Consider the following 24,697-nt stretch of genomic DNA (forward strand, 5'->3'; position numbering starts at 1 on the left):
ACCGGGCGTGACTCAGCCGTGCGGCACCACGGCCACCGGCGCGGGGCAGTGGTGCAGCACGGCGTGCGTCACCGACCCGATGTGCGCGCCGATCCGCGAGCGCCGGTTGCGGCGGCCGACCACGACGAGCCCGGCACCACGCGCCGCCCGCAGCAGATCCGAGGCCGGCCGCCCGAGACTGCACTCCTGGGTGACCACGACATCGGGGAACTTGTTCCGCCACTGCTCCAGGACCTGTGCCAGCACTGCTTCCTTCGCGGCGGTCACCTCGCCCTGCAGCGCGACGACGGCCGCAGCCGGCTCCGGGCTGTAGAGCGGCGGGAGGTGCCAGCTGTGCAGAGCGTGCAGCGCGGTCCCGTGCCGCCCCGCATGGGCGAAGGCGAACTCCAGGAGCTCGTCGCACGGGTGGTCGATGTCGACTCCGAGTACGACTCGACCGCGTCCCGGCTCCGTCCGGGGCTTCGGCGTGGCGGCCGGCACGGGCGGCGTCTCGGCGCGGACGAGCACGACGGGCTGCTTGCTGCGGGCCACCACGGACAGCGCGACGGAACCAACCATGAAGCCCGTGAAGGCACCGAGCCCACGCGAGCCGACGACGAGCAGCTCGGACTCCTGCGCGGCCTCGCACAGGGTCTCCGCGGGCTCACCGCAGCGCTGCGCCGTCTCGACGTCAAGGTCCGGGTGGTCCTTCCGCACACGCTCGGCCGCCTTCCTCGGGATGCGCTCGCCCCAGTGGCGCCGGGTGTCGGGGCCGATCAGCGGTGTGTGCACATCCGGTTCGATGTCCCACACATGGAGCAGTCGCAGGGGCAGGCGGCGCCTGCGTGCTTCCTCCGCGGCCCACTCGACGGCGGCGAGGCTCTCTCGGGATCCGTCCAGACCGACGGTGACGGAGCGGGACATGGGGAGACCTCCGGGTACAGGGGCTGGTGGGGTGGCTCGTTCAGAATGGCGATCCGCGACGCGTCGAGGGAGGGGCCGTATGTCCCTGGCGGAGGGCCTTCCAGGGCGTGTTTCGACGGTCCCGTCCGGCCGGTGGCTTCCCGCCCTCGGACTCGCGCGGGCAGCGGTGGCAGCACCACGACGCCCGTGCCGGTCAAGGCCGGTACGGGCGTCGTGTGGAGGTGCAACGGAGGCGACGTCAGGCCCGTCGGGCGAGGCGCGCGGTGGTGAAGCCGAGCGCACCCACGGCGACCGCCGTACCGGCCCCCGCCCAGCCGAGCGGGTCGGTGTGCAGGATCGTTTGGAGGAACGGCAGGTGGAGTGCCGCGGCCGCGAGGGCGGCGGACCCCGCCACGGCGGCCGGGAGGAAGAGGTTGTCGCGGCTCAGGAGCCGGTCACGCAGGCCGAGCACCACACCGAGCTGGGCGGCCAGCAACGCGAGGAAGAGCACACTCTGCCAGGGGGCGCCCATGCCTCTGGCGACGACACCGGCGGCAAGCGATGCGGCGGTGACCACTGTGCCCAGGAGGAGGATCCGCTGCCACAGCCCGTCACCGAGGACGTGTTGCCGCGGGGGCCGAGGGGGTCGCCGCATCACACCCGGCGAGGCGGGCTCGGCGCCCATCGCCACTCCCGTGAGGCCATGTGTGAGCAGGTTGATCCAGAGGATCTGCCCGGCGCGCAGGGGCAGCGGGAGGCCCAGCGCGGGGCCGATGAGCATCACGAGGATCTCGGCGGTCCCGCCGGCGAGGGCGTAGAGGAGGAAACGGCGGATGTTGTCGTAGACGCGCCGCCCCTCTTCGACGGCGGCCACCACGGTGGAGAGTTCGTCGTCCGTCAGCACGAGGTCGGCCGCCTGCCGGGCGACTTCGGTGCCCCGCAGTCCCATGGCGACGCCGATGTCGGCCTGGCGCAGGGCGGGACCATCGTTGACGCCGTCTCCGGTCATGGCCGTGACGTGTCCACGTGCCCGCCATGCCTGGACGATATCGAGCTTCTGCTCGGGGTCGGTGCGGGCGAAGACCCGTACGTCCGTGACATCGTGCACCTGCCCGGCTGCCAGTGCCGGGCCGGTGACCACGGTGCCGTGTGCGGTCGCCGCATCCTCGACGAGGCCGATGCGGCCGGCGACGGCTCCGGCCGTGGCCGGGTGGTCGCCGGTGATCAGTACCGGCGTGATCCCGGCCTTCCTGCAGTCGGCCAGGGTCTTGCGCGCCGTGGCTTTGGGTGGGTCGTTGATGGCGGCGAGCCCCAGCAGTCGCAATCCCTTCTCGGCGTCCCTCGCGCGAGCGGGCAGCTCGTCACGCCGGCCCGACGCCACGGCGAGTACACGGAAGCCCTGGGCGGCCAGAGTCGCCGCCTGCTCCCCGGCCCGGTCCAGCACGTGCGGTGGTTCGTCCAGGACAGCGGCGGCGATGACCGATTCGGGCGCACCCTTCAGGCAGACGAGTACGTCGCCCTCGGGCGTGCCGTGCACCGTGGTCATGCGCTTGCGGGCACTGTCGAAGGGTTCCTCGTCCCTCCTCGGGTACGGGGCCTCGAGCTCCTGGCGGCTCCGGCACCCGGCCTTGGCCGCCGCGGCGAGCAGGGCGGCCTCGGTCGGGTCGCCGAGCGCCGACCAGCGGGTGTCGGCGGAACCGGGCGCCGGCGGCCCGAGTTCGGAGTCGTTGCACAGGACAGCCGCGGTGAGCAGGTCTCGCACGGCATCCGGACCGGAGTCGCCCGCGCTCGGGCCTGCCCTGCGGACCTCCCCCGCGGGGTCGTACCCGGAACCCGTGAAGACGGCTTCGCCGTCCGACGGTGTCCAGACCCGTTCGACCACCATCCGGCCCTCGGTGAGGGTGCCGGTCTTGTCGGTGGCCAGCACCGTCACCGACCCCAGGGTCTCCACGGCCGGCAGGTGTCGCACGAGGGCGTGCCGGGCCGCCATGCGGCGCGCCCCCAGAGCGAGGGCCAGAGTGACAACGGCAGGCAGGGACTCCGGCACGGCCGCGACCGCGAGACTGATCGCCGTCACGGCCATGGTCCCCGGGGCCGCTCCTCTTGTCAGGCCGAGGACGAAGAACACCAGGCACAGGCCCAGGGCGGACAGGGCGAGCACCCGTCCAAGGGCGGCCAGCCGGTGCTGCAGCGGGGTGGGCTCAGGGCGGGTGTCGAGCAGTTCGGCGATCCGGCCCAGCGCACTGGCCGCTCCGGTCGCCGTCACACGTGCCACGCCACGGCCGCGTACGACCACTGTGCCGGCCTGGAGCGCCGACTCCTCCCGTCCGTCCAGTCCCGCGGTCTTGTCCACGGGTACCGACTCACCAGTCAGCATCGACTCGTCGACCAGCAGGGACGCCGCGTGCATCAGCCGGGCGTCGGCCGGCACGACATCCCCCTCCCCCAGCAGCAGCACGTCCCCCGGTACCACCGACGAGGAGGGGACCTGCCGGTCGGAGCCGCCTCGACGCACCCGAGCGGTGGGAGCCGACATGGCCGAGAGGGCCGCAACCGCGCGGTCCGCACGTACCTCCTGAACGACACCCACGGCCGTGTTCACCGCGATCACCAGGGCGATGACCACGGAGTCGGTGTGGTCACCGATCGCCACGGTCAGAGCGACGGCGCCGAGCAGCACCATGATCAGCGGATCGCGCAGCTGTGTCAGCACTCGGGCGTGCAGGCGGACGGGTCGTGCACCGGCCGGCGCATTGGGACCGTGCGCGACGAGGCGACGTGCCGCCTCGTCCTCGGCGAGCCCGGGATCCAGCACATCCGGTGGCCCGCCGGGGCGTGGTTCTTGCGGGACGTTCAGCCTTTCCTGCCCGGCTGTTGTGCACGTGCTGTCCACGCCCGGCGTCATCGACCGGGCCCGGGCACGGTGATGACCGGGCACTCCGCCCTGTGCAGCAGGCCATGGACCACGGACCCGAGACGCATCCCGGTGTAACCGCCGCGCCCGTGACGCCCCACGACGACGGCCAGGGCACGTGTCGAGGCGAGCGACAGCCGCTCCACCGGGTGGCCTTGTGACACCTCCTGCGTGACGTCGAGTTCGGGATACTTCTGGAGCCACGGCTCCAAGAACTCGGCCAGCGTGCGCCATTGCCGCTGCTCCGCGTCCGTGTCGTCGCCCAGACCGGCGAAGGAGCGGTGCCATGCCCACACGGCGCGCACCGCCGCGCCCCGCAGACGTGCCTCCTCGAAGGCGAACGCCACAGCTGCGCCCGAGTCGTCACTGCCGTCCACACCCACGACGAGGAACGGGTCCTCCTCAGCGATGTGTTCCGGCTCCCGCACCACGACGACCGGGCACTGTGCTCGAGCGCTCACCGGTACCACCACCGAGCCGGTGCTGAAGATCTCCTCCCACCGGCTGAGCCAACGGGAGCCCAGCACCACCAGGCGGGCGTGTGCCGCTTCCCGGCAGAGCACCGGCGCGGGCACACCGTCGAGCAACTCCGTCGTCACGGGAACGTCCGGGTGCAGTGCGCGTACGGCTTCGGCCGCCGCGGCCAGGGACTGCTTCCCCTTCGCGAGCCGAGTCAGACGGTGGGGTTCGGTGTCGACGTGCGGTGAGTCGTGAGCCGGCGGAACCGACAGCACCATGCGAAGGCCCAGCCCTCTGCGTACCGCTTCATCGGCCGCCCAGGCGAGGGCCGGCAGGGACTGCTCCTTCGGATCGACACCGACGAGTATCTCGTCACGTACGGCAGTGTTGGTCATCATTCCTCCTCGCGCGCACGACAGCTGTCGCACCGTGGGCAGTCACGGTTCACGCTGTCATCGCGGCGACGGCGGGGGCAGGGTCACCAAGTCCCGGGAGCGGGACCGAAGGTCCCGGCGGCGTCGCCCGCGAGGGTCACGCTGTGGGTCGCATGCGAGGGGCAATTCGACAGGTTCAGCCGGCGAGCGCGATGTCCTGCACGAGCTCCTCGTTGCGGCCGGACGCAGCAGGGCTGCTTGTCGCGTATCGATTCCGTGCCCGCGACGGACGGTGTCGTCACATCGGCGTCGGGTGACGGCTGTTCGCGCGACTCCCCAGCAGTGGCAGGGCCGGAGGGGGACACCGCGAGCATCGGGACCACCTGGTCTGCACCGCCAGGTCCCTGGCCCATCGAGACGTGGACAGGGGACGTCCCCGCGCCGGGTGGACACCAGCACCGGTACCGCTGTGGGGGGTGGGTGCGTGGAGCCTCACGCGACTCGGGGAATTGGAACCTGCAGGCGCCCCTCACATGCCGAGTGGCATGGCTTTCGGGTGACGACACGTCAGAAGGCTGTCGTTCTTGAGCGGCCGATCACCTGCGGTCGCCTTCATATGGTCGGCCGTATCCGGCTGACCGGGTCTGGTGACAGCAGGGGGCGCTGCTGTCAGTGTCCGGCGTGGTCGGTGTGGCTGCCGCGGTTGTCGGTGTCTGCATCGGCGGGGCTGGTGTGGACGGTGAAGGCGGCGGTGTGGACGGTGCCTTGGTGCTTGAAGTCGAGGAAGAGGCGGTAGCTGCCATTGGTGGGGGCGGTGGCCATGAAGGAGATGGCGGGGCCGGGCGTGGTGGTGCCGTCGCCGGGCTCGCCTTCGGGGTGGACATGGAGGTAGGCGAGGTCGCCGGCGCGGAGGGCGACGAGGTGGCCGTAGGCGCCGAGGTAGGGCTGAAGGTCGTCGACGGGCTTGCCGTTCTTGGTGACGTTCAGGGTCAGGTCGCTCATCTTGCCGGCGGTGAGGTCGCCGTCGAGGGTGACGGTGTAGCCGTCGACGTCGGAGGTGGCCTGCTGTGCGGGCAGTTCCCGGGGCTGATAGGGGCCGGCGACGGCGAGGTCGCTGCCCAGGGTGAGGGCGGTTGCGCCCTTCTTGGCGGGGGTGAAGTCGGCGAAGACGCGGTAGTCGCCGGCCGCGGGCAGACTGACGGGGGTGCTCCAGGTGCCGTCGGCGGCCCGTGTGGGGTGCAGATGGCGGAAGGTGTTCAGGTCGCGTGAGGCGACGATGAGGTGCAGTTCCTTGTCGTGAGAGCTGGTGTAGTCGGTGACCGCCTTGCCGCTGTCGTCCTTGATGGCGAAGCGCAGGGGCGCCTCCTGGCCGGCCGTGAGGCGCGGCGTCTTGAGGTCCAGGGTGTAGCCGTCCTGCGAGACCTGCAGTCCGCCGGGGAGTGCCGGCGCCTGCCCGGTGTGCTGGTCGCTGTGGTCGTTCATCGCTTCGCTCCTCTGATGTGGGGCGTGCTGTGCCGTACGGGCCTTGCTGGTGAGTGGATCGGCCGCCGCGCCTATGCCGTACGCGCCGGTGAAGGCTGCCGCGAGGGCTGCGCCGTAGAGGCTGATCTTCGTTGCGGTGTTCATGGTCGTCTCCCGTGTCGTGCAGGGCCGGAGCGGCGCGCCGTCCGCGTCAATGCAGCCCAGAATACCCCCTGGGGGTATGAGGTCCACGCCGCTGCCGGGTTTGCTTTTCATACCGGGAGGGGGTATATCTTTGCCTGACCTAGATACCCCTGGGGGGTATTCGACCCGGGTCTGGAGAACTGATATGTCTTCGTCTTGCTGCTCCCCGAACAACACCTGCTCCACGGCGGCCGAGTCGTCGGTCACCGTGGAGGGCGTCCGCACCGTCTACGCGGTGGCCGGAATGACCTGTGGCCACTGCGAGGAGACGCTCACCCGGGCTGTCGGCGCCGCCGAGGGCGTCATCCGTGTCGAGGTCGACCTCGACGCCGGTCAGGTCGTCGTCATCAGCGCCGGCGGCCTGGACGACAAGGTGATCGCCCGAGTTGTCGACGACGCCGGCTACGAGGTCACCGGCCGCGCGGCCTGATTCGCCCGCCCCTACCCGTACCCGCCGCCGGGGCCTCCGAGGACCCCGGCCCCCGCCAGCACGAGGAGCATCATGACCACCACTGCTGCCGGCACCGCCGAGGTCGAGCTCGCCATCGGCGGCATGACCTGCGCCTCGTGCGCGGCCCGGATCGAGAAGAAGCTCAACCGGATGGAGGGCGTGACCGCCACCGTCAACTACGCCACCGAGAAGGCCAAGGTCACCTACGACGCCGGGGTGAGCGTCGCGGATCTGATAGGGACCGTCGAGGCCACCGGCTACACCGCCCGCGAGCCCGAACCGCCGAGCGCGCCGGCCGATGACGCCGGCGCGGGCGGCGCGGGCGGGGAGAGCGCGGACGTGGTGGATCCCCTGCGACCCCTGCGGCAGCGGCTGATCACCGCGCTGGTGCTGTCGGTTCCGGTGATCGCGACGGCGATGATCCCTGCCCTGCAGTTCGACTACTGGCAGTGGCTCTCCCTGACCCTGGCCGCCCCGGTCGTGACCTACGCGGCCTGGCCGTTCCACAACGCCGCGTTCACCAACGCCCGGCACGGCACCGCCACCATGGACACCCTGATCTCGGTGGGTACGTCGGCAGCCTTCCTGTGGTCGCTGTGGGCCCTGTTCTTCGGGACCGCCGGCACGCCCGGCATGACCCATCCGTTCGAGTTCACCGTTGCGCGCACCGACGGTTCGGGGAACATCTACCTGGAGGCCGCGGCCGGTGTGACCGCGTTCATCCTGGCGGGCCGCTACTTCGAGGCCCGCTCCAAGCGGAAGGCCGGAGCCGCGCTCAAGGCGCTGCTGGAGCTCGGCGCGAAGGACGTCACCGTGCTGCGCGGCGGCAGGGAGGAGCGCATCCCGACCGGCGAGCTGCAGGTCGGCGACCATTTCGTGGTCCGCCCCGGGGAGAAGATCGCCACCGACGGCGTGGTGGCCGAGGGCGCATCGGCCGTGGACGCCTCGATGCTCACCGGTGAGTCCGTCCCCGTGGAGGTCTCGGCCGGCGACCTCGTCATCGGAGCCACCCTGAACGCCGGCGGCCGTCTGGTCGTGGAGGCCACCCGGGTCGGCGCCGACACCCAGCTCGCCCGCATGGCCAAGCTCGTCGAGGACGCCCAGAACGGCAAAGCCGCTGCCCAGCGCCTCGCGGACAAGATCTCCGCCGTGTTCGTGCCCGTCGTCGTCGCGCTCGCGCTCGGCACCCTCGGCTTCTGGCTCGGCAACGGAGCGGGCTGGACCGCCGCGTTCACCGCCGCCGTGGCGGTACTGATCATCGCCTGCCCCTGCGCCCTGGGCCTGGCGACTCCGACCGCGCTGATGGTCGGCACCGGGCGCGGCGCCCAGCTCGGCATCCTGATCAAGGGACCCGAGGTCCTGGAGTCCACCCGCAAGGTCGACACGATCCTCCTGGACAAGACCGGCACCGTCACCACCGGCAAGATGACCCTCCTCGCCGTCCACACCGCCGACTCGACGGACGAGACCGAGACGCTGCGCCTGGCGGGCGCCCTGGAGCACGCCTCCGAGCACCCCATCGCCCAGGCCGTCGTCCAGGGTGCCACCGCCAAGGTGGGGGGTCTGCCCGCTCCGGAGGACTTCACCAACATCGCCGGCCTCGGCGTGCAGGGCATCGTCGACGGGCATGTGGTCCTCGTCGGCCGGGAGAAGCTTCTGGCCGACTGGGCGATCGAGCTGCCCGCCGCGCTGAAGGAGGCCAAGGACCGGGCGGAGACCGCCGGCCGGACCGCCATCGCGGTGGCCTGGGACGGCGAGGCCCGCGCGGTCCTGGAGGTCGCCGACGCCGTCAAGGACACCAGCGCCGAGGCCATCACCCGCCTCAGGGCCCTCGGGCTGACCCCGGTCCTGCTGACCGGCGACAACCAGGCCGTCGCCGAAGCAGTGGCTGCCGAGGTCGGCATCGAGCAGGTCATCGCGGAAGTGATGCCCGAGGACAAGGTCGACGTGGTCAAGCGCCTTCAGGCCGAAGGCCGCAGCGTGGCCATGGTCGGCGACGGTGTCAACGACGCCGCGGCTCTCGCCCGGGCCGACCTGGGGCTGGCCATGGGCACCGGCACCGACGCCGCCATCGAGGCAGGCGACCTGACCCTGGTCCGCGGTGACCTGCGGGCGGCGGCCGACGCGATCCGCCTGTCCCGCAAGACGCTGGGCACGATCAAGTCCAACCTGTTCTGGGCCTTCGGCTACAACGTCGCCGCCCTGCCGCTGGCCGCCGCCGGACTGCTCAACCCGATGATCGCCGGAGCCGCCATGGCGTTCTCCTCGGTCTTCGTCGTCGGCAACTCCCTGCGCCTGCGGTCCTTCCGCCCCCTCTCCTGAATCCTGCGGAACAGGGCCCCCGACCGGTCATCACCGGCCGGGGGGCGGCCCTACCGCTCTCGGCTTCACGTGCGTCGCCGACGGAACACATCGCGGGGGTCCGTCGTTGGCCATATACCCCCTAGGGGTAATGGCTTACTCGTCGAGAAGGGATCGCCATGCACGGTTACACGGCCCACAAGGACGACGTCCTCAAGCGGCTGCGCCGTATCGAGGGCCAGGTCCGCGGCCTGCAGCGCCTGGTCGAGGACGACACCTACTGCATCGACGTCCTCACGCAGGTCAGCGCCACCACCAAGGCCCTGCAGTCCTTCGGGCTCACCATGCTGGAGGACCACCTCCACTCCTGCGTGGCCGACGCGATCGCCGAGGGCGGGGACGAGGCCAGGGACAAGGTCGCCGAGGCCTCCCAGGCCATCGCTCGCATGGTCCGGGCCTGAGCGGTCAGGGGCTGCACCCGTCGCCGGTGCGCCTCCTCGGCCGAGGGTGAGGCCGGAGCGGTACCGCCGAACGCACGCGACAGGCGACCCGCTGCCGCCGTCGCGCTATGCTCCCCGGCATGCTTGCGGCCCGGCCGATCCACAGCGGTCCGCGGTCCCGTTCTCGAGCAGCGGGCCCGCAGTGGACGTGGGTCCTCGTCTCCCTACTTCTCGCACTGGTGTACACACACGGGGTCAGCGCGGAGAGCGCCGCGGGCCACGCGCACCCCCGTACCACGTTCCTCGCGACAGCCGGGCCCACCCAAGACGGGCCTTCGGTCACGCGGGCCGAGCTGCCCGGCTCGCCCGCCGGCCACCGGCACGACACGCACGGCTCGTCCGCCGGCCACCGGCACACCGATCACCGTGACGCTCCCGAGCTCGGCCACCACGAAGCTCCCGAGCCGGACCACGCGGCTCACCAGTGCGTGTCCGGCCAGCCGGAAAAGGGCGTCGCGCTGCCCGGCCCGTGCGAGTCCCCGGCCATCGGGCCCCCGCACCCGCATGCGACCCCGTCCCCCGGACCCGCGGTAGTCCCCCGGGCACCTGTTCCCGTGCCACCCTCAGCGGTCCTGCGGATCTAGGCCCTTCACGCCGCCCAACCGGTCGACGACACCGGTGGGTGCGCCCACACATCTCCGCCCGCGTGCCGACAGCGGATCTGTCGTGCCTTACGAGGCACGTCCGCAGCCCGACTACGGCCGATGCGGTGCCGAGCCATGCGTCGACTCACGCTGCGCCGTGCCCGGATGCCCGCTCTCCGGCCGCCCTGCCTGCCGCACGGCTCGTTGCCGGCCCCCGCCGGGCCAGTCGCAGGCCCCGACAGACCCCACCTCGAAAGGTCAGCTTTGTCTTCCTCCTCCGGTCTTCGCACGACCCTGTCCCCGGCCCCCTCGCAGCCGACCCGCAGCCAGCGCCGCTCCAACCTCAGGCGGGAAGGAGCCTCCCTGCCCTGGCGCTACCTCGGCTACGTCGGCTACTACGTCGGTGCCGGGCTTATCAGCGGCGCAGTCGTCCACCACCCCATGGACCCCACCCGCTACTCGATGATCGCGGCGTCCGGCGTGCTGGTCTTCCTGCTCGCCACCGTCCTCAACGACATCGTCCTCGCGTCCGAGAAGCCCGTCCTGTCACGCACGCTGCGCGTGCTCGGCACCTCGACGATGCTCTCGTTCGGCCTCGGCATGCTCAGTGGCGGCATGCAGCACTTCGCGGACCTGCCGGAACGCTGTGCCGTGCTGATACCGCTGGGCATCGTCCTCTCCTTCGTCGCCTACTTCCTGAAAGAGGCCAAGAAGCCGTGGCGGCGCATCTTCGGCCTCATGGGACTGGCCATCCTCGTCATCACGGCCGCGACGTTCCTGGGCCTGCGCCACATCGCTCCCACCATGGCCGAGTCCGGAGGGGGACACAGCCACAGCGACGTACCCAAGAAGGGAAGCGACGAACGCCATGAAGGCGATCACGGCACCGGTACCGGCACTGCCGATCCGTCCCCCGCGCCGACCACCTCTCCCCAGGACACCCACCCCAGCAAGGAGCCCGGGCACGACGACGGTCATCAGCATTGAGATCACGGCTCGAACAGTGGCGATTCAGCGGGTCGTCGTGATGCCGTAGGAGGCCAGCCGTTCCGGCAGGTCGCTCAGCGCTGCCAGCTGTTCGAGGACGCCGGCCGGCAGACCGCGCGTGAGGAGCGCGCGCACGACGTGGGCGGCCACCAGGCCCGTCGCGTGGCTCTGCCCCTTCCCCGTGAGCGTCAGAGTCACGTGGCGGTCGCCGCGACGGGCGTCGGCCCGGAGGGCGAAGCCGTCCCCGCCGACGTGGACGCGGCTGAACACGCCGGTCAACAGCCGCTGCCGGCGTGGCCCGCGAGCGCCACGCAGCAACCCGGCCCGGCGCACTGCGAACAGGGTCGTGGTCAGCGGCCGGGAGTCCAGGCACAGCCGTGTGGTCACCTCCGGGACGCCGAGGGTGCGCCGCAGGGTGTACTGGTCGGAAAACGGGAACGAGTGGGCGGTCCGCACACCGAATCCGGGCAGTGAAAGCCGCTGCGCGGGGGCGGCGACGGGCTCGCTGAGGCCGGCGACCGTCCACCGCACCGCGTCGGCGCCGTGCCGCTCCCCCGCGCCGAGCAGCACGGTCAGGTCGATCCGCTCGGCGCCGCCGACGGCCTCGTGGACACGCCGGGCGAGCAGGTTGGTCAGTCCGGGGAGGAAGGTCCCAGCGCCCTCGCGGCGCGGCGGTCGCCCCACGAGTTGGTCGACCTGCTCCGAATGGTCGCCTTGGCGCCGCGGCCGCGCGGGTGGGCGCCGCCCTTCCCTCGGCTGCGGCCAGGAGCCGGTCGAGGGTGCCGTCGGCAGCCAAGGGGCGAACCGCCCGTGCACCGCCTGCACTCCCTGGCCGCGCGCCCGTCTGCCCCACCAGGAACAAGGAACCTGCCGACCGGCCCCCCGCACGCGAAGTCCACCAGTCACGACCGGGCAAAGGCGTCCACCACGATGTCGGCGAGCAGCGCACCCGCCGTGCCGTCCGGATCGAGATCGGGGTCGTAGATGGTGACGTTGAACCCGCAACAGAGCGGGGAGGCCAGCAACGGACGCAACAAGGCGACGAGTTCGGCGGGCAGAAGTCCGTCGGCGTCGGGGCTGTCCACGGCGGGCATGACGCCCGGGTCCAGGACGTCGGCATCCAAGTGGACCCAGAAACCGGACACGTCCGGGGTCGCGAAGGACTGTGCGGTGGCCCGGGCGAGCACCTCCGCGCCCCACTCGCGCAGGTCGCCCACGGTCACCACGGGGATCTTCAGGGCAGCGAGTTCGACGCAGTCCTCATCGTCCCGGAAGGCGTCGCGGATCCCGAAGAACCGCACGTCCTCGTCCCGCAGATAGGGCTTGAGTCCTTCCAGATCCGTCAGGTCGTCCTGCCCCCGCCCGGTGGCCAGCGCGACCTCCTCGCCGCCGGCCGCGCCGATCCGACCGGAGTTGCCCGGGTGCCGGAAGTCCGGCGAGGCATCGACCGCGACGAGCCCGTACCGCCCCAGGCGGCGCAGGGCGAGCGAGGCGCCGAGCTGAATCGAGCAGTCGCCACCGAGTACGACGGGAAAGTCCCCCCTGCGGACATGGTGCTCGATCCGGTCGGCGAGCTCGCGGGTGTAGGAGGCGAGCGCTGCAGCGTTGAAGACCCCGTCACCCTCCTGCCAGTCCCCGCGGTCGTACCGCGGCGGCACCACCACACCACCCTCGCGCGCACTCAGCCGTTGTACGATCCGCTGTTCCCGCAGGGCTCCGGCGAGCTTGTAGCAGCCGGGGACGGTGCCGGGGGCGGGCGGGCGCAGGCCCAGGTTGGAGGGGGCGTCGACCACCACGATGTTCCGCATGCGGCCCATCCTCGGCGACGTAGAGCCGACCCTTCAACCGGATTTGGGCAAGCCAAGAGTCCCGCCCGACCATGTGGCCGTGGACAACGGCAACTCCGCCCGCATCTTCCGGGCCTGCCTCCGCCGACGCGGGATCAGGGCCACGTCCCCAGAACGCACCGATCGACTCGGCGGCCGCAAGCGGCGCCGGAAACGGCCCTGCGGATGCGACAGGGCGGCATACCGACGCCGCGACGTCGTCGAACGCTCACCCGCGCCGACACCCTCGTCCGGCTCTGTAGGTGATCGACAAGACGGCCCCTGAGTACCTGACAGAAAGCCTGGTCACAGCCATATCTTCCTCCTGGCTGCGTACGCAGTGCTGCGGGCGGCGCTCGGGCCCGAGCTGTACGAGGCCGTATTGGCCGTCCGCCGCGCGGAGGCGGAGCTGTTCGCGATGTTCACCGCCGCGGACGTCGTCGAGGCCGTCCGCTGGCGGTATTGACTGGCTACTCCTCGGGCTCCCAGGCGATCAGCTGCTCGAACACCTGCTGGTCGCCCTCGATCTTCAGGTCGCTCAGCGTGAGGCGGCCCCAGACGAAGAGGAGCAGTTGCTCGGCCGTGCCCGTGGCCGCAGCGGAGGCGGGCGCGGCGTCGTTCGTGAGGGGTGCGGGCCAGGCGCCGGTGCCGTCCAGCGTGAGGAGCCAGGAGCGGCCCTCGGTGGCGTGGTAGTGGATGGTGGCGGCCTCGTGCGGCCAGGGCGCCGGGGTGGAGTTGCAGGTGTCGAGAAACTCGGCCACGCCGTCGATCGCGACGTCCGCCGGCATCCGCTGCACGGCGCCTGCGGCGAGCTGGGCGTCGTAGGTGTGCACCAGCACCTCGTGCACCCGGCGCCGGGCAACGCCCCAGGCATTCGCCGGCGACACGCCGGCGCTCCACCACGTCCAGCACTCGCGCTCCGGGCCGGCCTCGCGCAGGGCACTCAGCAGCAGCTCGTTCGACTCGGCGTACCAGGACAACAGCGCCTGGCGCTCGCGCGGCACCTCCGCGGCGTCCTTGGCCGGCGGAGCCTCGGCCGGGCCCGCGGCGACGATCGCGGCCCACCAGCGCTGGCCCGTACCCAGGTGCTGCACCAGATCGAACAACGTCCACTCGGGGCAGGAGGGCACCGGCGCGTCAAGGCTGGGCGCGGCGGCAACCGCACTCCTGAAGGCGGCCGACTGCTCGTCGATCAGTTGCAGCAGGGCGGAATACTCAAGACTCTCTGTCACCTCGCTTACCTATCACCCCGACTCAGCCGATCGCACCGTATTTTCCAGGCCGTCAGCTGCGGGGGTTGGAGCACCTAATAGACTGCCTGGTCGTAGCCATATGCCCTTCCTGGCTGGCTCGTTGAACGCGTCATAGGACTGGGTCCGCCCCCACTCTCGCCACAAGAGCACTGCCGTGCGTGAGTGCACGCACTCAAAGATGCCCGTGTGGATGCTCAACAGGGTTCAGCGTTGGGCTGCTTCCTGCGGATCCTCGGATCGTTGGTCTGGTGTGTCGTTGGCTGACGCCCAGTGGGCACGCATCGAGCCATTGCTGCCGGACCGGACACCTCGCCGTGGTGGGCGGTGGCGGGGTCACCGGCAAGTGCGCCGTGCGATCGCGTTCAAGTACCGCACTGGGACGCCGTGGATGGCGCTGCCCGGTGTGACTGAGCACGATAGGCGGCCCAGATGGACAACTCCGATGCTCAGTCCTTCGGTCTGTGCCTCGTGCCGGGCGTCAACGCCAGCTCGATTCTGGTGAGCGAGCCGGCAGTCAGTGTTGCTTCAGCCGTGTCGGCGTCAGCGAACGGCAGGCCGTGCCTCCGCCGCGGCGAGGGCGACGGACTTCCTGACCGTCTCCAGAGCCGATGCTTTTTCCTGGTCGGTCATGCGGGCCGGTCCGTAGGTGATCACGGGGCTGAGGACCTGGTAGCCGACGAACTCCAGCATGCCGCGGTGGATGTGGAACAGGAAGTCGTCCATCGAGCCGAAGGCGCCATCAGAACGGAACCTTGAGCATGGCGGGCAGCGAGAACCACCACAGGGGGAACGACAGCACGAGCAGATCAGCGGCGAGCAGTCGATCGAGATGGGCCTTGACGGTGGCGTCGAGCGTCCCGTCCTTGACCGCGCGCTGCTGCTCGGCCTGCGGCTTGAAGTGACCTTCCACCGGCGCGAACTCCTCACGGCCGAGAGTGGGGGTCCATGCTTCGGAGTAGAGGTCGAGGACGCCGACCTGGTAGCCGACATCACGAAGCGTCTGAGCCGCGGTGGCCATGGGCGGTGCTGAACGAATGGGGCTCAGGGTGCGCGTGAACGATCAGACGGGCGGCCAGGTGGTGGCGCATTCACCGTTGCACACCGACCTCGACGGGTTCGCGGTGCCCTTGTCGAAGCGGTAGAGCGTGAAGCCGGCTCCGTTGACCACGACGGAGTCCAGGTGCCCCGCCCTGGCGGCGCTGAGCTGGACCCACCTCTTGGCAGCCGGACGCGTAGCGGGCCTGCCGGGGTCGTTGGCCCAGTCGCCGGTGCCAGGCCGGGCCTTGTTCTGCTGCGCCGTCCCGCTCAGGAAACCGAGCTCAGGTGCCGCACCGGCCTGCTCGGCGCCGGTGGAGCTGTTCTGGCCCCCAGCACCGGTCTCCTCGCCGTCGCCGCCGCAGGCGGTCAACAGCATGGTGCCGGCCACGGCGGCAGCAGCGATCATTCCGAAGCGCTTGTCGAGCATCGGGCTCTCCCCCTGTGTCGTGCGCTCCGGCCTTCCGGAGCCTTCGCCACGAGGTACGGGCACGGCCCGTGGGCACCCTCAGCCGGTTACGCCCTTGAGACAGCCCCAGGACCGACCGCAGCCGGACTGCAGACGACGTCGGCATTCCGCGCACCACGGGAACACTTCCTGGTAGTGCCCTCGTGTGCTCGACGGACGACAGAGAGGCGCCGGCCCCGCCCCTCCACTACCCACTGGCGCGACGCCGCTGGACGTATGTCACCCAGTCGGTGGTGTGGCTCGCATGCCCTCCAGCAGTGCGGCCAGGTAGCGACGGGCCGTGTCGATTCGATCGGCGGGAGTGCCGTCGTGGACGTCCACGGCATGGGCGATGCCGCACATGAGTGGGACCAGATCGCTGGGAGCCAGGTCAAGGCGGACCACCCCGGCCTGGCGCGCCCGGTCGAGGAGTGTGGCGCCGGTCGACGCCAGCATCTCTTTGAGTTCCGTGGTGCGCGTCAGGGCGTCCGTAGGTGCGGCGGTGACCTTGGAGAGGGACACGTCGGTGACCTGTGCTTCAACGATCCGTGTCAGGAAGCCCTCCAGCGCGCGCCAGGGATCGGTGTCGGTCAGCGCGTGCTCGCCGTGGGCGGCCAGGGCTTCGAGGCAGGGGGTGGCCACGGACTCCAGCAGTGCTTCGGGGGTGGCGAAGTGCCGGTAGACGGTGCCGACACCGAGCCCGGCGCGGCGGGCGACGTCGTTGAGCTGCAGCGCCGTGCCGTCATCGACCAGGCCGCGGGCGACGGCGATGATCCGTTCCCAGTTTCGGGCCGCGTCCTTACGCAGTGGAGTCGTCCTCATGAGGGCAGCCTAATCGGATGGTCCATCCGGGTGATCCCATGTCCCGCCCCCGTGTCATATATCGGGGCACGCGGCCGAGAGGGGCGCATGCCGCTTGCTCAGTCTGCGCACGGCCTCAGCGACGCGGGGGTCGGTCGCCGCGCGGAACGGCGCCACCGGGCGGGCCTGGGCGCCGATGACGATGCCGGTCCGACCGGTCAGGGCGTCGTCGGTGGCGGCGATGATCGAGGGCCTGGCCGCCAAGGACGCGGGACCCGAGGTCGAACGCTCGAATCGGCGGCGTACCAGCGGCCACAGCAGCCGCAGGGCCGGCGAGACGATCTTCGGGTCGGCCAGGGTGCCGTTGGTCATGTCGGTAGCCGCTCCTCCCGGGTCGGCAGCGAAGACCGACACGCCCGTGCCTTCCAGCCGCGTGGCCAGATCGAGCGTGTAAGCGAGATGGGCGAGTTTCGCGCGGCCGTACCAGTGGAAGCCGTAATAGCCGCCGGGCGGCTCGACGGCGTCGAACACTCGCTTCGCGACCCCGACAGCACCCGATGTCACGTTCACGATCCTGCTCGGCGCACCGGCGGACAGGGTGGGCAGCAGCAGTTCGGTCAGCAGGTACGGCGAGAGATGGTTGACGACGAACGACGCCTCGACACCACCGAAGTCGCGTCGGTCCGCGAACATCGCCCCCACATTGTTGACCAGCACGGTCAGCGGCTCGCCCGAGGCGACATGGTCGCAGGCGATCCGCTCGGCGAGCGCACGCACTTCGTCGAGCGAGGCCAGGTCGGCGGACAGAAACCGACCAGGGCGTTCGGGGCCCGTCGCGTTGATCCGGTCGACAGCCCGGGCGCCCCGGTCGGCGTTGCGCCCGACCACGGTGACCGAGAACCCGGCAGCAGCCAGCCCTAGCGCCGTCTCCAGACCGATTCCGGCCGTTCCGGCCGTGATTACCGCTGTTCTCGTCATGACTTGTCCCCCAGCAGGCATCCGGATCACTCATCCGCTTAGCGCGACCGTAACACACAACCGGATGAATCATCCGCTTACGTTTGATGCATCGACCAGATGATGTGCCGCCCTGGCACAGGTGGGCTGGTCGCAACAATCCGTCACTTCCAGCACTCGCCCGCGGACATCACCGGTGGCGGGTGCTCCTCCAGGCCAACACGTGGTGCGACGGGGTTCCGCGAGACCTCGGCCTGATCATCCCCTCCGTCAGGCACAAGGGACAGAGCCCCCAGCCGCCAGCCTCTCCCCGCCCTCGGTGAGCGCCCGAGCCCGAGGCGTATCCAAGGCCGTCGAAGGGGGCCACGCTGGTTCACCGCACTGAGGAAGGGGCACCAGGTGTCGGCGTTGCGCGAACAGCGCAACTCGGGCAGCACTCCATCGCCCTTCAAAACGGCCCACGAACCAGCGTCGACACGCCTCGCATGGTGGCCTCACGCACACCCGCCCCCGGAACTATGGTGTCCCGCCACATACGCCCTTGACCTGCGCATTCCTACGGTATGGCGACACGAACACGTCCCGTCAACTGCCAGGAAGTGGTGCCGATGTCCTCCCCCGCGACCGCTCCACCCGCGGAGTCGAATCTCAAGCGCATCGTCGCCGCGAGCCTCATCGGCACCACCATCGAGTGGTACGACTTCTTCCTCTACGGGTCGGCCGCCGCACTCGTCTTCAACTCGTTGTTCTTCCCCGGCTCCGACCCGCTCGTCGGCACCCTGCTGTCGTTCCTGACCTATGCCGTCGGGTTCGCCGCGCGCCCGCTCGGGGCGCTGGTGTTCGGGCATTACGGGGACCGGCTCGGGCGGAAGAAGCTGCTCGTACTCAGCCTGCTGCTGATGGGCGGGGCGACCTTCGCCATCGGGCTGCTGCCGACGCACGCCACCATCGGGACCGCGGCGCCCGTGCTGCTCACGGTGTTGCGGCTGGTGCAGGGGTTCGCCCTCGGCGGTGAGTGGGGCGGGGCCGTGCTGCTGGTGTCGGAGCACGGGGACGCCCGGCGGCGGGGGTTCTGGGCCTCGTGGCCGCAGACCGGGGCGCCGGCCGGGCAGTTGCTCGCCACCGGGGTGCTGTCGGCGCTGACCGCGTTGTTGTCGGACGCGGCCTTCGCCTCGTGGGGCTGGCGCGTGCCGTTCCTGCTGTCCGGGGTGCTGGTGATCGTGGGTTTGTGGATCCGGCTGTCCGTCGATGAGTCGCCGGTCTTCAAGGCCGCGCTTTCGCAGGCCGAGGCGCGCAAGGCGGAGGCGACCTCGGTGGAGAAGATGCCGCTCGTTGCCGTGCTGCGGCACCACTGGCGCGATGTGCTGGTGGCGATGGGCGCCAGGATGGCGGAGAACATCAGCTACTACGTGATCACCGCGTTCATCCTCGTCTACGCGACGACATCGGCCGGGCTCAGCAAGCAGACCGCGCTCAACGCCGTACTCGTCGCGTCCGCCCTGCACTTCGCGGTGATCCCCGGGTGGGGTGCGCTGTCGGACCGGATCGGGCGGCGACCCGTGTACCTGATCGGTGCCATCGGGGTGGGGGCGTGGATGTTCCCGTTCTTCGCGCTGATCGACTCCGGCAGCTTCGGCGGTCTGCTGCTGGCCGTCAGCGTGGGACTGGTGCTGCACGGCGCGATGTACGCGCCGCAGGCGGCGTTCTTCTCCGAGATGTTCGCGACCCGGATGCGCTACTCCGGGGCTTCCATCGGGGCGCAGTTCTCGTCGGTCGCGGCCGGTGCGCCTGCTCCGCTCATCGCGACGGCGCTGCTGGCCGACTACGACAGCTCCACGCCGATCGCCCTCTACGTCATCGCCGCCGCGCTGATCACCGTGGTCGCGATCATGTGTGCGAGGGAGACCCGCAACCGGGATCTGGCCGACGTGGCCGAGACCGAGCGGGTCGTGGCCGGCCGCTGACCGCGCCATCAGGACCGTGCGCGACGGCCGGTCGCCCTCCCGGGGGCGGCCGGCCGTTTCAGCGTGCGACCGCCGAGGACATGGCGTGCAGGCGCAGCGCCAGCTGGACCTCCAGGGCCCGGGCGGGCGACTGCCAGTCGTCGCCGAGCAGCCTGCCTATGCGTTCGAGGCGCTGCGCCACCGTGTTGACGTGGACGTGCAGGGCGTCCTTGGTACGGGCGGGGCTCATACCGCTCGCGAAGTACGCGTCGAGGGTACGGACCAGGTCGGTGCCGCGACGCCGGTCGTACGCGACGACCTGGCCGATGGTGCGGGTCACGAACCCGGCGATGTCCCGGGTGTCGGCGAGGAGCAGGCCGAGGAACCCGAGGTCCTGGGCGGCGGCACCCTCGCCCGAGCGGCCGAGCAGTTCCAGGGCGTCCAGGCAGCGGCGGGCCTCCGCGTACGCCGCGGGTATCGCGTGAGGACGAGTGGCGGGCGCGTCCACCGGGGAGGAGGCACCGACCGTGACCGGTTCACGCAGGGTCCCGCCGAGATGCCGGGCCGTCTGGGCGGCGAGGTCGGCCGCGGTGTCACCCTCGCCGAGGGGAAGCAGCAGGACGGTGCCGCCGTCCCGGGCGGAGGCCAGTCCGTGCCGGGTGGCCGCCAGGTGCGAGGCGGCGGACCACAGGCGCCCGCGGTCGGCGCTCTTCCCCTCGGCCGAGCGCTCCGCGGGATGCTCGGCGGGTCGTTCGGCGGTGCCGGAGGCGGCGGGTCCGTGGACGTGCCGGTCGAGGCGGGCGAGGCGGGCGGCCAGCACGACGTGCGGGGCGTCGAAGTCCGCACGGAGCCGGGACGCCCGCTCTCGCAGGAGCCGGCGGTCCCGGTCGGGGGCGTCGAGCAGGTCGTCCAGCAGCTCGCCCCGTACGCGCTGTTCGGCCTCGCCCGCGGAGCGGCGGGCGAGCAGCAGCAGGGAGGTGACCATGGCGGCTCGTTCCAGGGTGCGCCGGTCGACCGGGTCGAGCCGTGGCTGGCCGTGCAGCACGAGGGCACCGAACACCTCACCGCCCGCCGCGACGGCCGCCACCCAGTCGTCCTCCCGGCGTACGGCACGGCCGTCGCCGTATGCCGAGGAGGGGGGCCTCGCGGTGAACTCGACCGATCCGTCAAGGACTTCGGAGAGGGCCGCGGTGACGTCCTGGACGCCTCCGCCGCGCAGGACGAGTTCGGTGAGCCGGTCGTGGACGTCGGACGCCCGCTCGATGACGCCGCTGTGGGCGCGGATGGTCTCGTTGGCCCGTTCGAGCTCGGCCAGGGCCGATCTCGTCTCGGCGAGGAGGTTGGCGGTGTCGATGGCGACGGCAGCGTGGGCGGCGAAAGAGCCGAGGAGGGCCACCTGTTCGCGCCCGAAGACCCGGGCCCGGCGGTCCGCCGCGAAGAGCACGCCGATCACCTGGCTGCCGAGGGTCAGCGGAACACCGAGGATGGCGACGAGTCCCTCGTCCCGGACGCCCGAGTCGATCGCGTGGGTGTGCCGGAACCGCTCGTCGTCGAAGTAGCTCTCCGTGACATAGGGGCGTGCCGTCTGGGCGACGAGGCCGCCGAGGCCCTCGCCCATGCCGAGGCGCAGCTGCTGGAAGCGGGCCGAGACGGAACCCTCGGTGACCCGCATGTAGGTGTCGCCGGCCGCCGGGTCGTTGAGGCTCAGATAGGCGACCTCGGTGCCGAGCAGGGAGCGGGCGCGCTGGACGATGGCCCGCAGTACGGCGTCGAGGTCCCGGAGACCGGCGAGATCGTGCGCCGTCTCGAAAAGCGCCGACAGCTCGGCCTCCCGGCGACGCCGCCCTTCGAGCTCGGCGCGGACGCGCAGCGCGAGCTGTTTGGCGCGCTCCAGCGCGGCCAGCGCGTCGGGGTCGGCACCGTCGGCACGGGCGAGCAGCACCGGCCGGTCGTAGGCCTCGCCGGCCGCTCCACGGGCGAGGAGCTCCAGGTAGGAGAGCTGTTCTTCGGACATGGTCACAGGGATACCTGTCGTACGGGGCATCGCACCAGCCCTGTGGAAAACCGGTAGGCCCCCTCGGCGCGGTCCGCCGGGCCGCTTCCGGCCGGGCCGAGACGTCAGTGCGGAGGCGCCGTCAGTGTGGCCGGGTGGAGGCACCGCCAGTGCGGCCGGGCGGCGGCGGCCGTCAGTGCGCGGACCAGCCGCCGTCGAGGGCGAGTGAGGTACCGGTGATGAAGGAGGCATGGGGGGTGCAGAGATAGGCGACGGCCTCGGCGACCTCGTCCGGTTCGACGAGTCGTTTCAGTGCCGAGTCCTTCAGCAGGACGTCGGTGAGGACGCGCTCGCGGGGGATGCCGTGGGCTGCCGCCTGGTCGGCGATCTGCGTTTCGACGAGAGGAGTGCGTACGTAGCCGGGGTTGACGCAGTTGGAGGTGACGCCGTGCGGCGCGCCTTCGAGGGCCGCGGTCTTGGACAGCCCTTCGAGGCCGTGTTTGGCGGCCACATAGGCGGACTTGTAGGCGGAGGCGCGCAGCCCGTGGACGGAGGAGAGGTTGACGATGCGGCCCCAGCCCTGTGCGTACATGTCCGGCAGGGCACCTCTGATCAGGCGGAACGGCGCTTCCAGCATCACGGTGAGCACGGTGCGGAAGACATGGGGCGGGAACTGTTCGATGGGGCGTACCAGTTGCAGTCCGGCGTTGTTGACGAGGATGTCGGTGCCTGCGGCGGCGGCTTCGGCGGCGTCGAGGTCCGTGAGGTCGAGGTGGACCGGTTCGACCGCGCCGGCGAGTCCCCGGGCCTGTTCGGTGAGTGCGGCCAGGCCGGTGGCGTCCCGGTCGACGGCCCGGACCTTGGCACCGGCCGCCGCCAGGCGCAGGGCGCATGCGCGGCCGATGCCGCCGGCGGCGCCGGTGACGAGCGCGGTGCGTCCGCCGAGGTCGAGGGCGACGGAGTGCGGGGCGGGCCCCGGGACGGTATCCGGGCCGTGGGCCGGGGCGTTGCCCGTGCCGTGCACCGGGGCGATGCCCCTGCCGTGGACCGGATCCGGGACCGGGCCGGGGGCCGGATCGTGAGCCGGACCGGTGCCGGAGGCTGGGGGCGGGGTGAGCGCGGTCATGTTCCGCACCTTAAGGACCGCCGACGCTGCCACCGATGTGGTCCGCGCCCATACTTCAGCTGACAGACGTGGTGGCGAACCATGTGGGTGCGTCGGTCAGGGCCTGCTTGATCCGGAAGAGATCGGGCTCCCGCAAGGACGGCAGCGCGTCCGTGGGGAACCAGCTCACGTCCAGCGACTCGTCGTCGTTGACCCTGGCCTCGCCGCCCACGGCACGGCAGCGGAACGTGATGTCCATGTACTGGCACCGGTCGCCATTGGGATAGGTGAGCGGTTCGGGCTGGGCCGCGACCAGCACCACGCGCTCCGCCTCGCACCGGACGGCGGTCTCCTCGTACACCTCGCGCACCGCGGCGGCGGCCGGCTGCTCACCCGGTTCCGGGATGCCGCCGGGGAGAGACCACCTGCCGTTGTCGGCGCGCCGCTCCAGCAGGACGCGCCCCTCGGCGTCGAAGACGACGGCGGTGACGCCCGGCAGGAACAGGAGCTGGTGACCGGCGCTGGCGCGGATGGCCCGGATGAAGTCAGGAGTTGCCATGCCCCTGACCCTAGGGCGGGCGCCGGACCTCAGGAAACCGCGCGGCGGCGGCGTACGGTTCCGGCGGCCGCCCAGCCGAGTCCGGCCGCCGCGAGCGCCACCAGCGCGGCCTCGGGCAGCGTGCCCATACGGGTCGCCGGGGTCAGCGAGGAGCGCAGCGGCACCTCGGCGACGAGGGCGTCCGGGGTGAACATCCGGGACTGCTCGACGATGGTGCCGTCGGGCCGGATGATCGCGCTGACGCCGCTGGTGACCGGGACGACGACGGCGCGGCTGTGCTCGACGGCCCGCACACGGGACATGGCCAGTTGCTGGTAGGTCATCTCGCTCCGCCCGAAGGTGGCGTTGTTGCTCGGGACGGAGATGAGCCGGGCGCCGTGGGTGACGGTGTCGCGCACCGCCCAGTCGAAGGCCGCCTCATAGCAGGTGGCGAGGCCGACGGGAGTGCCCGCGAGGTCGAAGACGCCCACCTCGTGGCCCGGCCCGAAGTCGCGGCTGACCCGGTCGACGTCCTTGTTGAAGATCCGGACGAACGGCCGCATCGGGATGTACTCGCCGAACGGCTGCACATGACGCTTGTCGTAGGTGTCGACGGGGCCGCGCCGCGGGTCCCACTCGATCAGTGTGTTGCGCAGGGCGCCGGTATCGGGGGTGAGGACAGCGCCGATCACGGTGGGCACGCCGATGGCCTTGACCGCGCGGTCGATGACGAGCCGCGCGTCGGAGTTGCGGTAGGGGTCGAGGTCGGAGGAGTTCTCCGGCCACAGCACGAAGTCCGGCTTGGGGGCCTTGCCGGCCCTGACGTCTGCGGCGAGCTGCTCCGTGCGGCGAGCGTGGTTGTCGAGCACGGCGCGGCGCTGGTCGTTGAAGTCCAGACCGAGGCGCGGCACGTTGCCCTGGATGGCGGCGACGGTCGCGGTCCCGTTCTCCGCCTGGTCCGAGACGAGCGGCAGTGCGGCAAGGGCCCCGGTGACGGGGACGAAGACGGACAGGGCCGCCGCCGCGAGCGGCCCGCGCGGCAGGGCGCCGGTGGTCCGGTGGGCCCGGACCACGCGCACCGCCTCGTAGAGACCGAAGCCGCACAGGGCGACGGCGAAGCCGAGAACGGGGGTGCCACCGACCGCGGCGAGCGGCAGGAACAGGCTGTCGGCCTGCCCGAAGGCGATCTTGCCCCACGGGAAGCCGCCGAAGGGGACACGCGCGCGGGCGGCTTCTCCGAGGATCCACACGGCGGCGGCGAACAGGGGCCAGGCGGGCAGCCGTGACACGGCTGCGACGCCGAGGCAGGTGAGGGCCACGAAGAGCGATTCGGCCGCGACCAGCGCGAGCCACGGCACGGGGCCGACCTCCTCGCCGGTCCACACCAGCAGGGGCGCGAGGAAACCGAGCCCGGTCAGATAACCGAGGCCGAAGCCGGCACGGAGGCGGCGGCCGCGCAGGGACCACCCGAGGAGGGCGAAGCCGGGGAGGGCCAGCCACCACAGCGGCCGGGGCGGGAAGCTCAGGAACAGCAGAACGCCGGAGAGTGCCGCCGCTCCGGGTCGTACCAGCCACCGGAGCGACCGCTGTGCGGCGGGTGACGGAAGGGGTGCGTCGACGGTGGTGATGGTGGCGCTCACGTGCGGAGTCTACGGCGAGCGGCTGTGCGGGCGGGAGCCGG

The 24,697-nt window shown here is 71.4% G+C and carries 23 protein-coding genes; 7 read left to right on the plus strand and 16 right to left on the minus strand.

The annotated features are described in order from the left end of the window. Positions 1-12: 12 nt before the first annotated feature. The 4 genes from ACY34K_RS21900 to ACY34K_RS21915 form a co-directional block, all read right to left on the minus strand. Positions 13-903 carry a universal stress protein gene (locus ACY34K_RS21900; protein WP_462749619.1) on the minus strand — a complete coding sequence of 297 codons (891 nt, stop codon included), beginning with the start codon at positions 901-903 and terminating at the stop codon, positions 13-15. A 238-nt stretch (positions 904-1,141) separates the two neighbouring features. Beyond that, the gene (locus ACY34K_RS21905; protein WP_462749621.1) at positions 1,142-3,787 is read right to left on the minus strand and encodes a cation-translocating P-type ATPase; all 2,646 of its coding nucleotides are present in this window, start codon (positions 3,785-3,787) and stop codon (positions 1,142-1,144) included. Further along, complete coding sequence (locus ACY34K_RS21910) at positions 3,784-4,650, minus strand: universal stress protein (protein WP_462749622.1); 867 nt, start codon at positions 4,648-4,650, stop codon at positions 3,784-3,786. Before ACY34K_RS21910 ends, ACY34K_RS21905 begins: the two co-directional genes overlap by 4 nt. A 648-nt stretch (positions 4,651-5,298) precedes the next feature. Next, positions 5,299-6,255 (minus strand): hypothetical protein, encoded by a 957-nt coding sequence (locus tag ACY34K_RS21915; RefSeq protein ID WP_462749624.1) that lies wholly within the window; start codon positions 6,253-6,255, stop codon positions 5,299-5,301. A 184-nt stretch (positions 6,256-6,439) separates the two neighbouring features. Here ACY34K_RS21915 and ACY34K_RS21920 point away from each other — a divergent pair, with 184 nt between their 5' ends. From ACY34K_RS21920 to ACY34K_RS21935, 4 genes are all read left to right on the plus strand, one after another. Beyond that, positions 6,440-6,724, plus strand: a complete 285-nt coding sequence (locus ACY34K_RS21920) for a heavy-metal-associated domain-containing protein (RefSeq protein ID WP_462749625.1) — start codon at positions 6,440-6,442, stop codon at positions 6,722-6,724. Positions 6,725-6,796: 72 nt separating this feature from the next. Beyond that, positions 6,797-9,067 carry a heavy metal translocating P-type ATPase gene (locus tag ACY34K_RS21925; protein WP_462749626.1) on the plus strand — a complete coding sequence of 757 codons (2,271 nt, stop codon included), beginning with the start codon at positions 6,797-6,799 and terminating at the stop codon, positions 9,065-9,067. A gap of 158 nt (positions 9,068-9,225) precedes the next feature. Further along, on the plus strand, positions 9,226-9,507 hold the full coding sequence (locus ACY34K_RS21930) for a metal-sensitive transcriptional regulator (RefSeq protein WP_462749627.1): 282 nt from the start codon (positions 9,226-9,228) through the stop codon (positions 9,505-9,507). An 887-nt stretch (positions 9,508-10,394) separates the two neighbouring features. Then, positions 10,395-11,117, plus strand: a complete 723-nt coding sequence (locus ACY34K_RS21935; protein ID WP_462749629.1) for a hypothetical protein — start codon at positions 10,395-10,397, stop codon at positions 11,115-11,117. A gap of 24 nt (positions 11,118-11,141) precedes the next feature. Here ACY34K_RS21935 and ACY34K_RS21940 read toward each other — a convergent pair whose 3' ends face one another. After that, positions 11,142-11,801 carry a saccharopine dehydrogenase family protein gene (locus tag ACY34K_RS21940; protein ID WP_462749631.1) on the minus strand — a complete coding sequence of 220 codons (660 nt, stop codon included), beginning with the start codon at positions 11,799-11,801 and terminating at the stop codon, positions 11,142-11,144. A gap of 218 nt (positions 11,802-12,019) precedes the next feature. Next, entirely contained in the window at positions 12,020-12,925 is a 906-nt protein-coding gene (locus ACY34K_RS21945) for an arginase family protein (protein ID WP_462749634.1), read from the minus strand. A gap of 358 nt (positions 12,926-13,283) precedes the next feature. Between ACY34K_RS21945 and ACY34K_RS21950 the strand changes: the two genes are divergently transcribed. Further along, the gene (locus ACY34K_RS21950; protein WP_462749636.1) at positions 13,284-13,409 is read left to right on the plus strand and encodes a hypothetical protein; all 126 of its coding nucleotides are present in this window, start codon (positions 13,284-13,286) and stop codon (positions 13,407-13,409) included. A 4-nt stretch (positions 13,410-13,413) separates the two neighbouring features. On the opposite strand, the gene ACY34K_RS21955 is transcribed toward ACY34K_RS21950, so the two are convergent. Further along, positions 13,414-14,175, minus strand: coding sequence for a maleylpyruvate isomerase family mycothiol-dependent enzyme (locus ACY34K_RS21955; RefSeq protein WP_462749638.1), 762 nt, complete (start codon positions 14,173-14,175; stop codon positions 13,414-13,416). Between the two features lie 211 nt (positions 14,176-14,386). Here ACY34K_RS21955 and ACY34K_RS21960 point away from each other — a divergent pair, with 211 nt between their 5' ends. Continuing rightward, on the plus strand, positions 14,387-14,698 hold the full coding sequence (locus ACY34K_RS21960; RefSeq protein WP_462749640.1) for a transposase: 312 nt from the start codon (positions 14,387-14,389) through the stop codon (positions 14,696-14,698). 38 nt (positions 14,699-14,736) lie between these two features. Here the strand turns inward: ACY34K_RS21960 and ACY34K_RS21965 are convergent, their stop codons facing one another. From ACY34K_RS21965 to ACY34K_RS21985, 5 genes are all read right to left on the minus strand, one after another. Beyond that, positions 14,737-14,919 carry a hypothetical protein gene (locus tag ACY34K_RS21965; protein ID WP_462749643.1) on the minus strand — a complete coding sequence of 61 codons (183 nt, stop codon included), beginning with the start codon at positions 14,917-14,919 and terminating at the stop codon, positions 14,737-14,739. Positions 14,920-14,935: 16 nt separating this feature from the next. Further along, positions 14,936-15,214 (minus strand): NAD(P)H-dependent oxidoreductase, encoded by a 279-nt coding sequence (locus ACY34K_RS21970; RefSeq protein ID WP_462749645.1) that lies wholly within the window; start codon positions 15,212-15,214, stop codon positions 14,936-14,938. Between the two features lie 42 nt (positions 15,215-15,256). Further along, positions 15,257-15,661 carry a hypothetical protein gene (locus ACY34K_RS21975; RefSeq protein ID WP_462749647.1) on the minus strand — a complete coding sequence of 135 codons (405 nt, stop codon included), beginning with the start codon at positions 15,659-15,661 and terminating at the stop codon, positions 15,257-15,259. A gap of 258 nt (positions 15,662-15,919) precedes the next feature. Next, positions 15,920-16,501, minus strand: a complete 582-nt coding sequence (locus tag ACY34K_RS21980) for a TetR/AcrR family transcriptional regulator (RefSeq protein WP_462749648.1) — start codon at positions 16,499-16,501, stop codon at positions 15,920-15,922. A 54-nt stretch (positions 16,502-16,555) separates the two neighbouring features. After that, entirely contained in the window at positions 16,556-17,458 is a 903-nt protein-coding gene (locus ACY34K_RS21985) for an SDR family NAD(P)-dependent oxidoreductase (protein WP_462749803.1), read from the minus strand. A 587-nt stretch (positions 17,459-18,045) separates the two neighbouring features. On the opposite strand from ACY34K_RS21985, the gene ACY34K_RS21990 reads away from it, so the two are divergent. Beyond that, complete coding sequence (locus ACY34K_RS21990; protein ID WP_462749805.1) at positions 18,046-19,401, plus strand: MFS transporter; 1,356 nt, start codon at positions 18,046-18,048, stop codon at positions 19,399-19,401. A 58-nt stretch (positions 19,402-19,459) separates the two neighbouring features. On the opposite strand, the gene ACY34K_RS21995 is transcribed toward ACY34K_RS21990, so the two are convergent. The 4 genes from ACY34K_RS21995 to lnt all read right to left on the minus strand — a co-directional run bounded on the left by ACY34K_RS21995 (position 19,460) and on the right by lnt (position 24,656). Next, entirely contained in the window at positions 19,460-21,394 is a 1,935-nt protein-coding gene (locus tag ACY34K_RS21995) for a helix-turn-helix domain-containing protein (protein ID WP_462749651.1), read from the minus strand. Between the two features lie 172 nt (positions 21,395-21,566). Continuing rightward, on the minus strand, positions 21,567-22,499 hold the full coding sequence (locus ACY34K_RS22000; protein WP_462749653.1) for a 3-hydroxybutyrate dehydrogenase: 933 nt from the start codon (positions 22,497-22,499) through the stop codon (positions 21,567-21,569). Positions 22,500-22,554: 55 nt separating this feature from the next. After that, entirely contained in the window at positions 22,555-23,037 is a 483-nt protein-coding gene (locus ACY34K_RS22005; protein ID WP_462749655.1) for an NUDIX hydrolase, read from the minus strand. A gap of 29 nt (positions 23,038-23,066) precedes the next feature. Further along, positions 23,067-24,656, minus strand: coding sequence for an apolipoprotein N-acyltransferase (gene lnt / locus ACY34K_RS22010; RefSeq protein WP_462749657.1), 1,590 nt, complete (start codon positions 24,654-24,656; stop codon positions 23,067-23,069). Positions 24,657-24,697: the final 41 nt, after the last annotated feature.

The sequence above is a fragment of the Streptomyces sp. STAM6 genome, assembly GCF_054963715.1.

Coding starts and splice junctions, on each gene's coding strand:
- ACY34K_RS22005 (WP_462749655.1), bottom strand. CDS start 23,037: ATGGCAACTCCTGACTTCATCCGGGCCATCCGCGCCAGCGCCGGTCAC.
- ACY34K_RS21985 (WP_462749803.1), bottom strand. CDS start 17,458: ATGACGAGAACAGCGGTAATCACGGCCGGAACGGCCGGAATCGGTCTG.
- ACY34K_RS21910 (WP_462749622.1), bottom strand. CDS start 4,650: ATGACCAACACTGCCGTACGTGACGAGATACTCGTCGGTGTCGATCCG.
- ACY34K_RS21970 (WP_462749645.1), bottom strand. CDS start 15,214: ATGGCCACCGCGGCTCAGACGCTTCGTGATGTCGGCTACCAGGTCGGC.
- ACY34K_RS22000 (WP_462749653.1), bottom strand. CDS start 22,499: ATGACCGCGCTCACCCCGCCCCCAGCCTCCGGCACCGGTCCGGCTCAC.
- ACY34K_RS21990 (WP_462749805.1), top strand. CDS start 18,046: ATGTCCTCCCCCGCGACCGCTCCACCCGCGGAGTCGAATCTCAAGCGC.
- ACY34K_RS21975 (WP_462749647.1), bottom strand. CDS start 15,661: ATGCTCGACAAGCGCTTCGGAATGATCGCTGCTGCCGCCGTGGCCGGC.
- ACY34K_RS21920 (WP_462749625.1), top strand. CDS start 6,440: ATGTCTTCGTCTTGCTGCTCCCCGAACAACACCTGCTCCACGGCGGCC.
- ACY34K_RS21915 (WP_462749624.1), bottom strand. CDS start 6,255: ATGAACACCGCAACGAAGATCAGCCTCTACGGCGCAGCCCTCGCGGCA.
- ACY34K_RS21960 (WP_462749640.1), top strand. CDS start 14,387: ATGCTCAACAGGGTTCAGCGTTGGGCTGCTTCCTGCGGATCCTCGGAT.
- ACY34K_RS21980 (WP_462749648.1), bottom strand. CDS start 16,501: ATGAGGACGACTCCACTGCGTAAGGACGCGGCCCGAAACTGGGAACGG.
- ACY34K_RS21930 (WP_462749627.1), top strand. CDS start 9,226: ATGCACGGTTACACGGCCCACAAGGACGACGTCCTCAAGCGGCTGCGC.
- ACY34K_RS21965 (WP_462749643.1), bottom strand. CDS start 14,919: ATGGACGACTTCCTGTTCCACATCCACCGCGGCATGCTGGAGTTCGTC.
- ACY34K_RS21945 (WP_462749634.1), bottom strand. CDS start 12,925: ATGCGGAACATCGTGGTGGTCGACGCCCCCTCCAACCTGGGCCTGCGC.
- ACY34K_RS21995 (WP_462749651.1), bottom strand. CDS start 21,394: ATGTCCGAAGAACAGCTCTCCTACCTGGAGCTCCTCGCCCGTGGAGCG.
- ACY34K_RS21925 (WP_462749626.1), top strand. CDS start 6,797: ATGACCACCACTGCTGCCGGCACCGCCGAGGTCGAGCTCGCCATCGGC.
- ACY34K_RS21905 (WP_462749621.1), bottom strand. CDS start 3,787: ATGACGCCGGGCGTGGACAGCACGTGCACAACAGCCGGGCAGGAAAGG.
- ACY34K_RS21900 (WP_462749619.1), bottom strand. CDS start 903: ATGTCCCGCTCCGTCACCGTCGGTCTGGACGGATCCCGAGAGAGCCTC.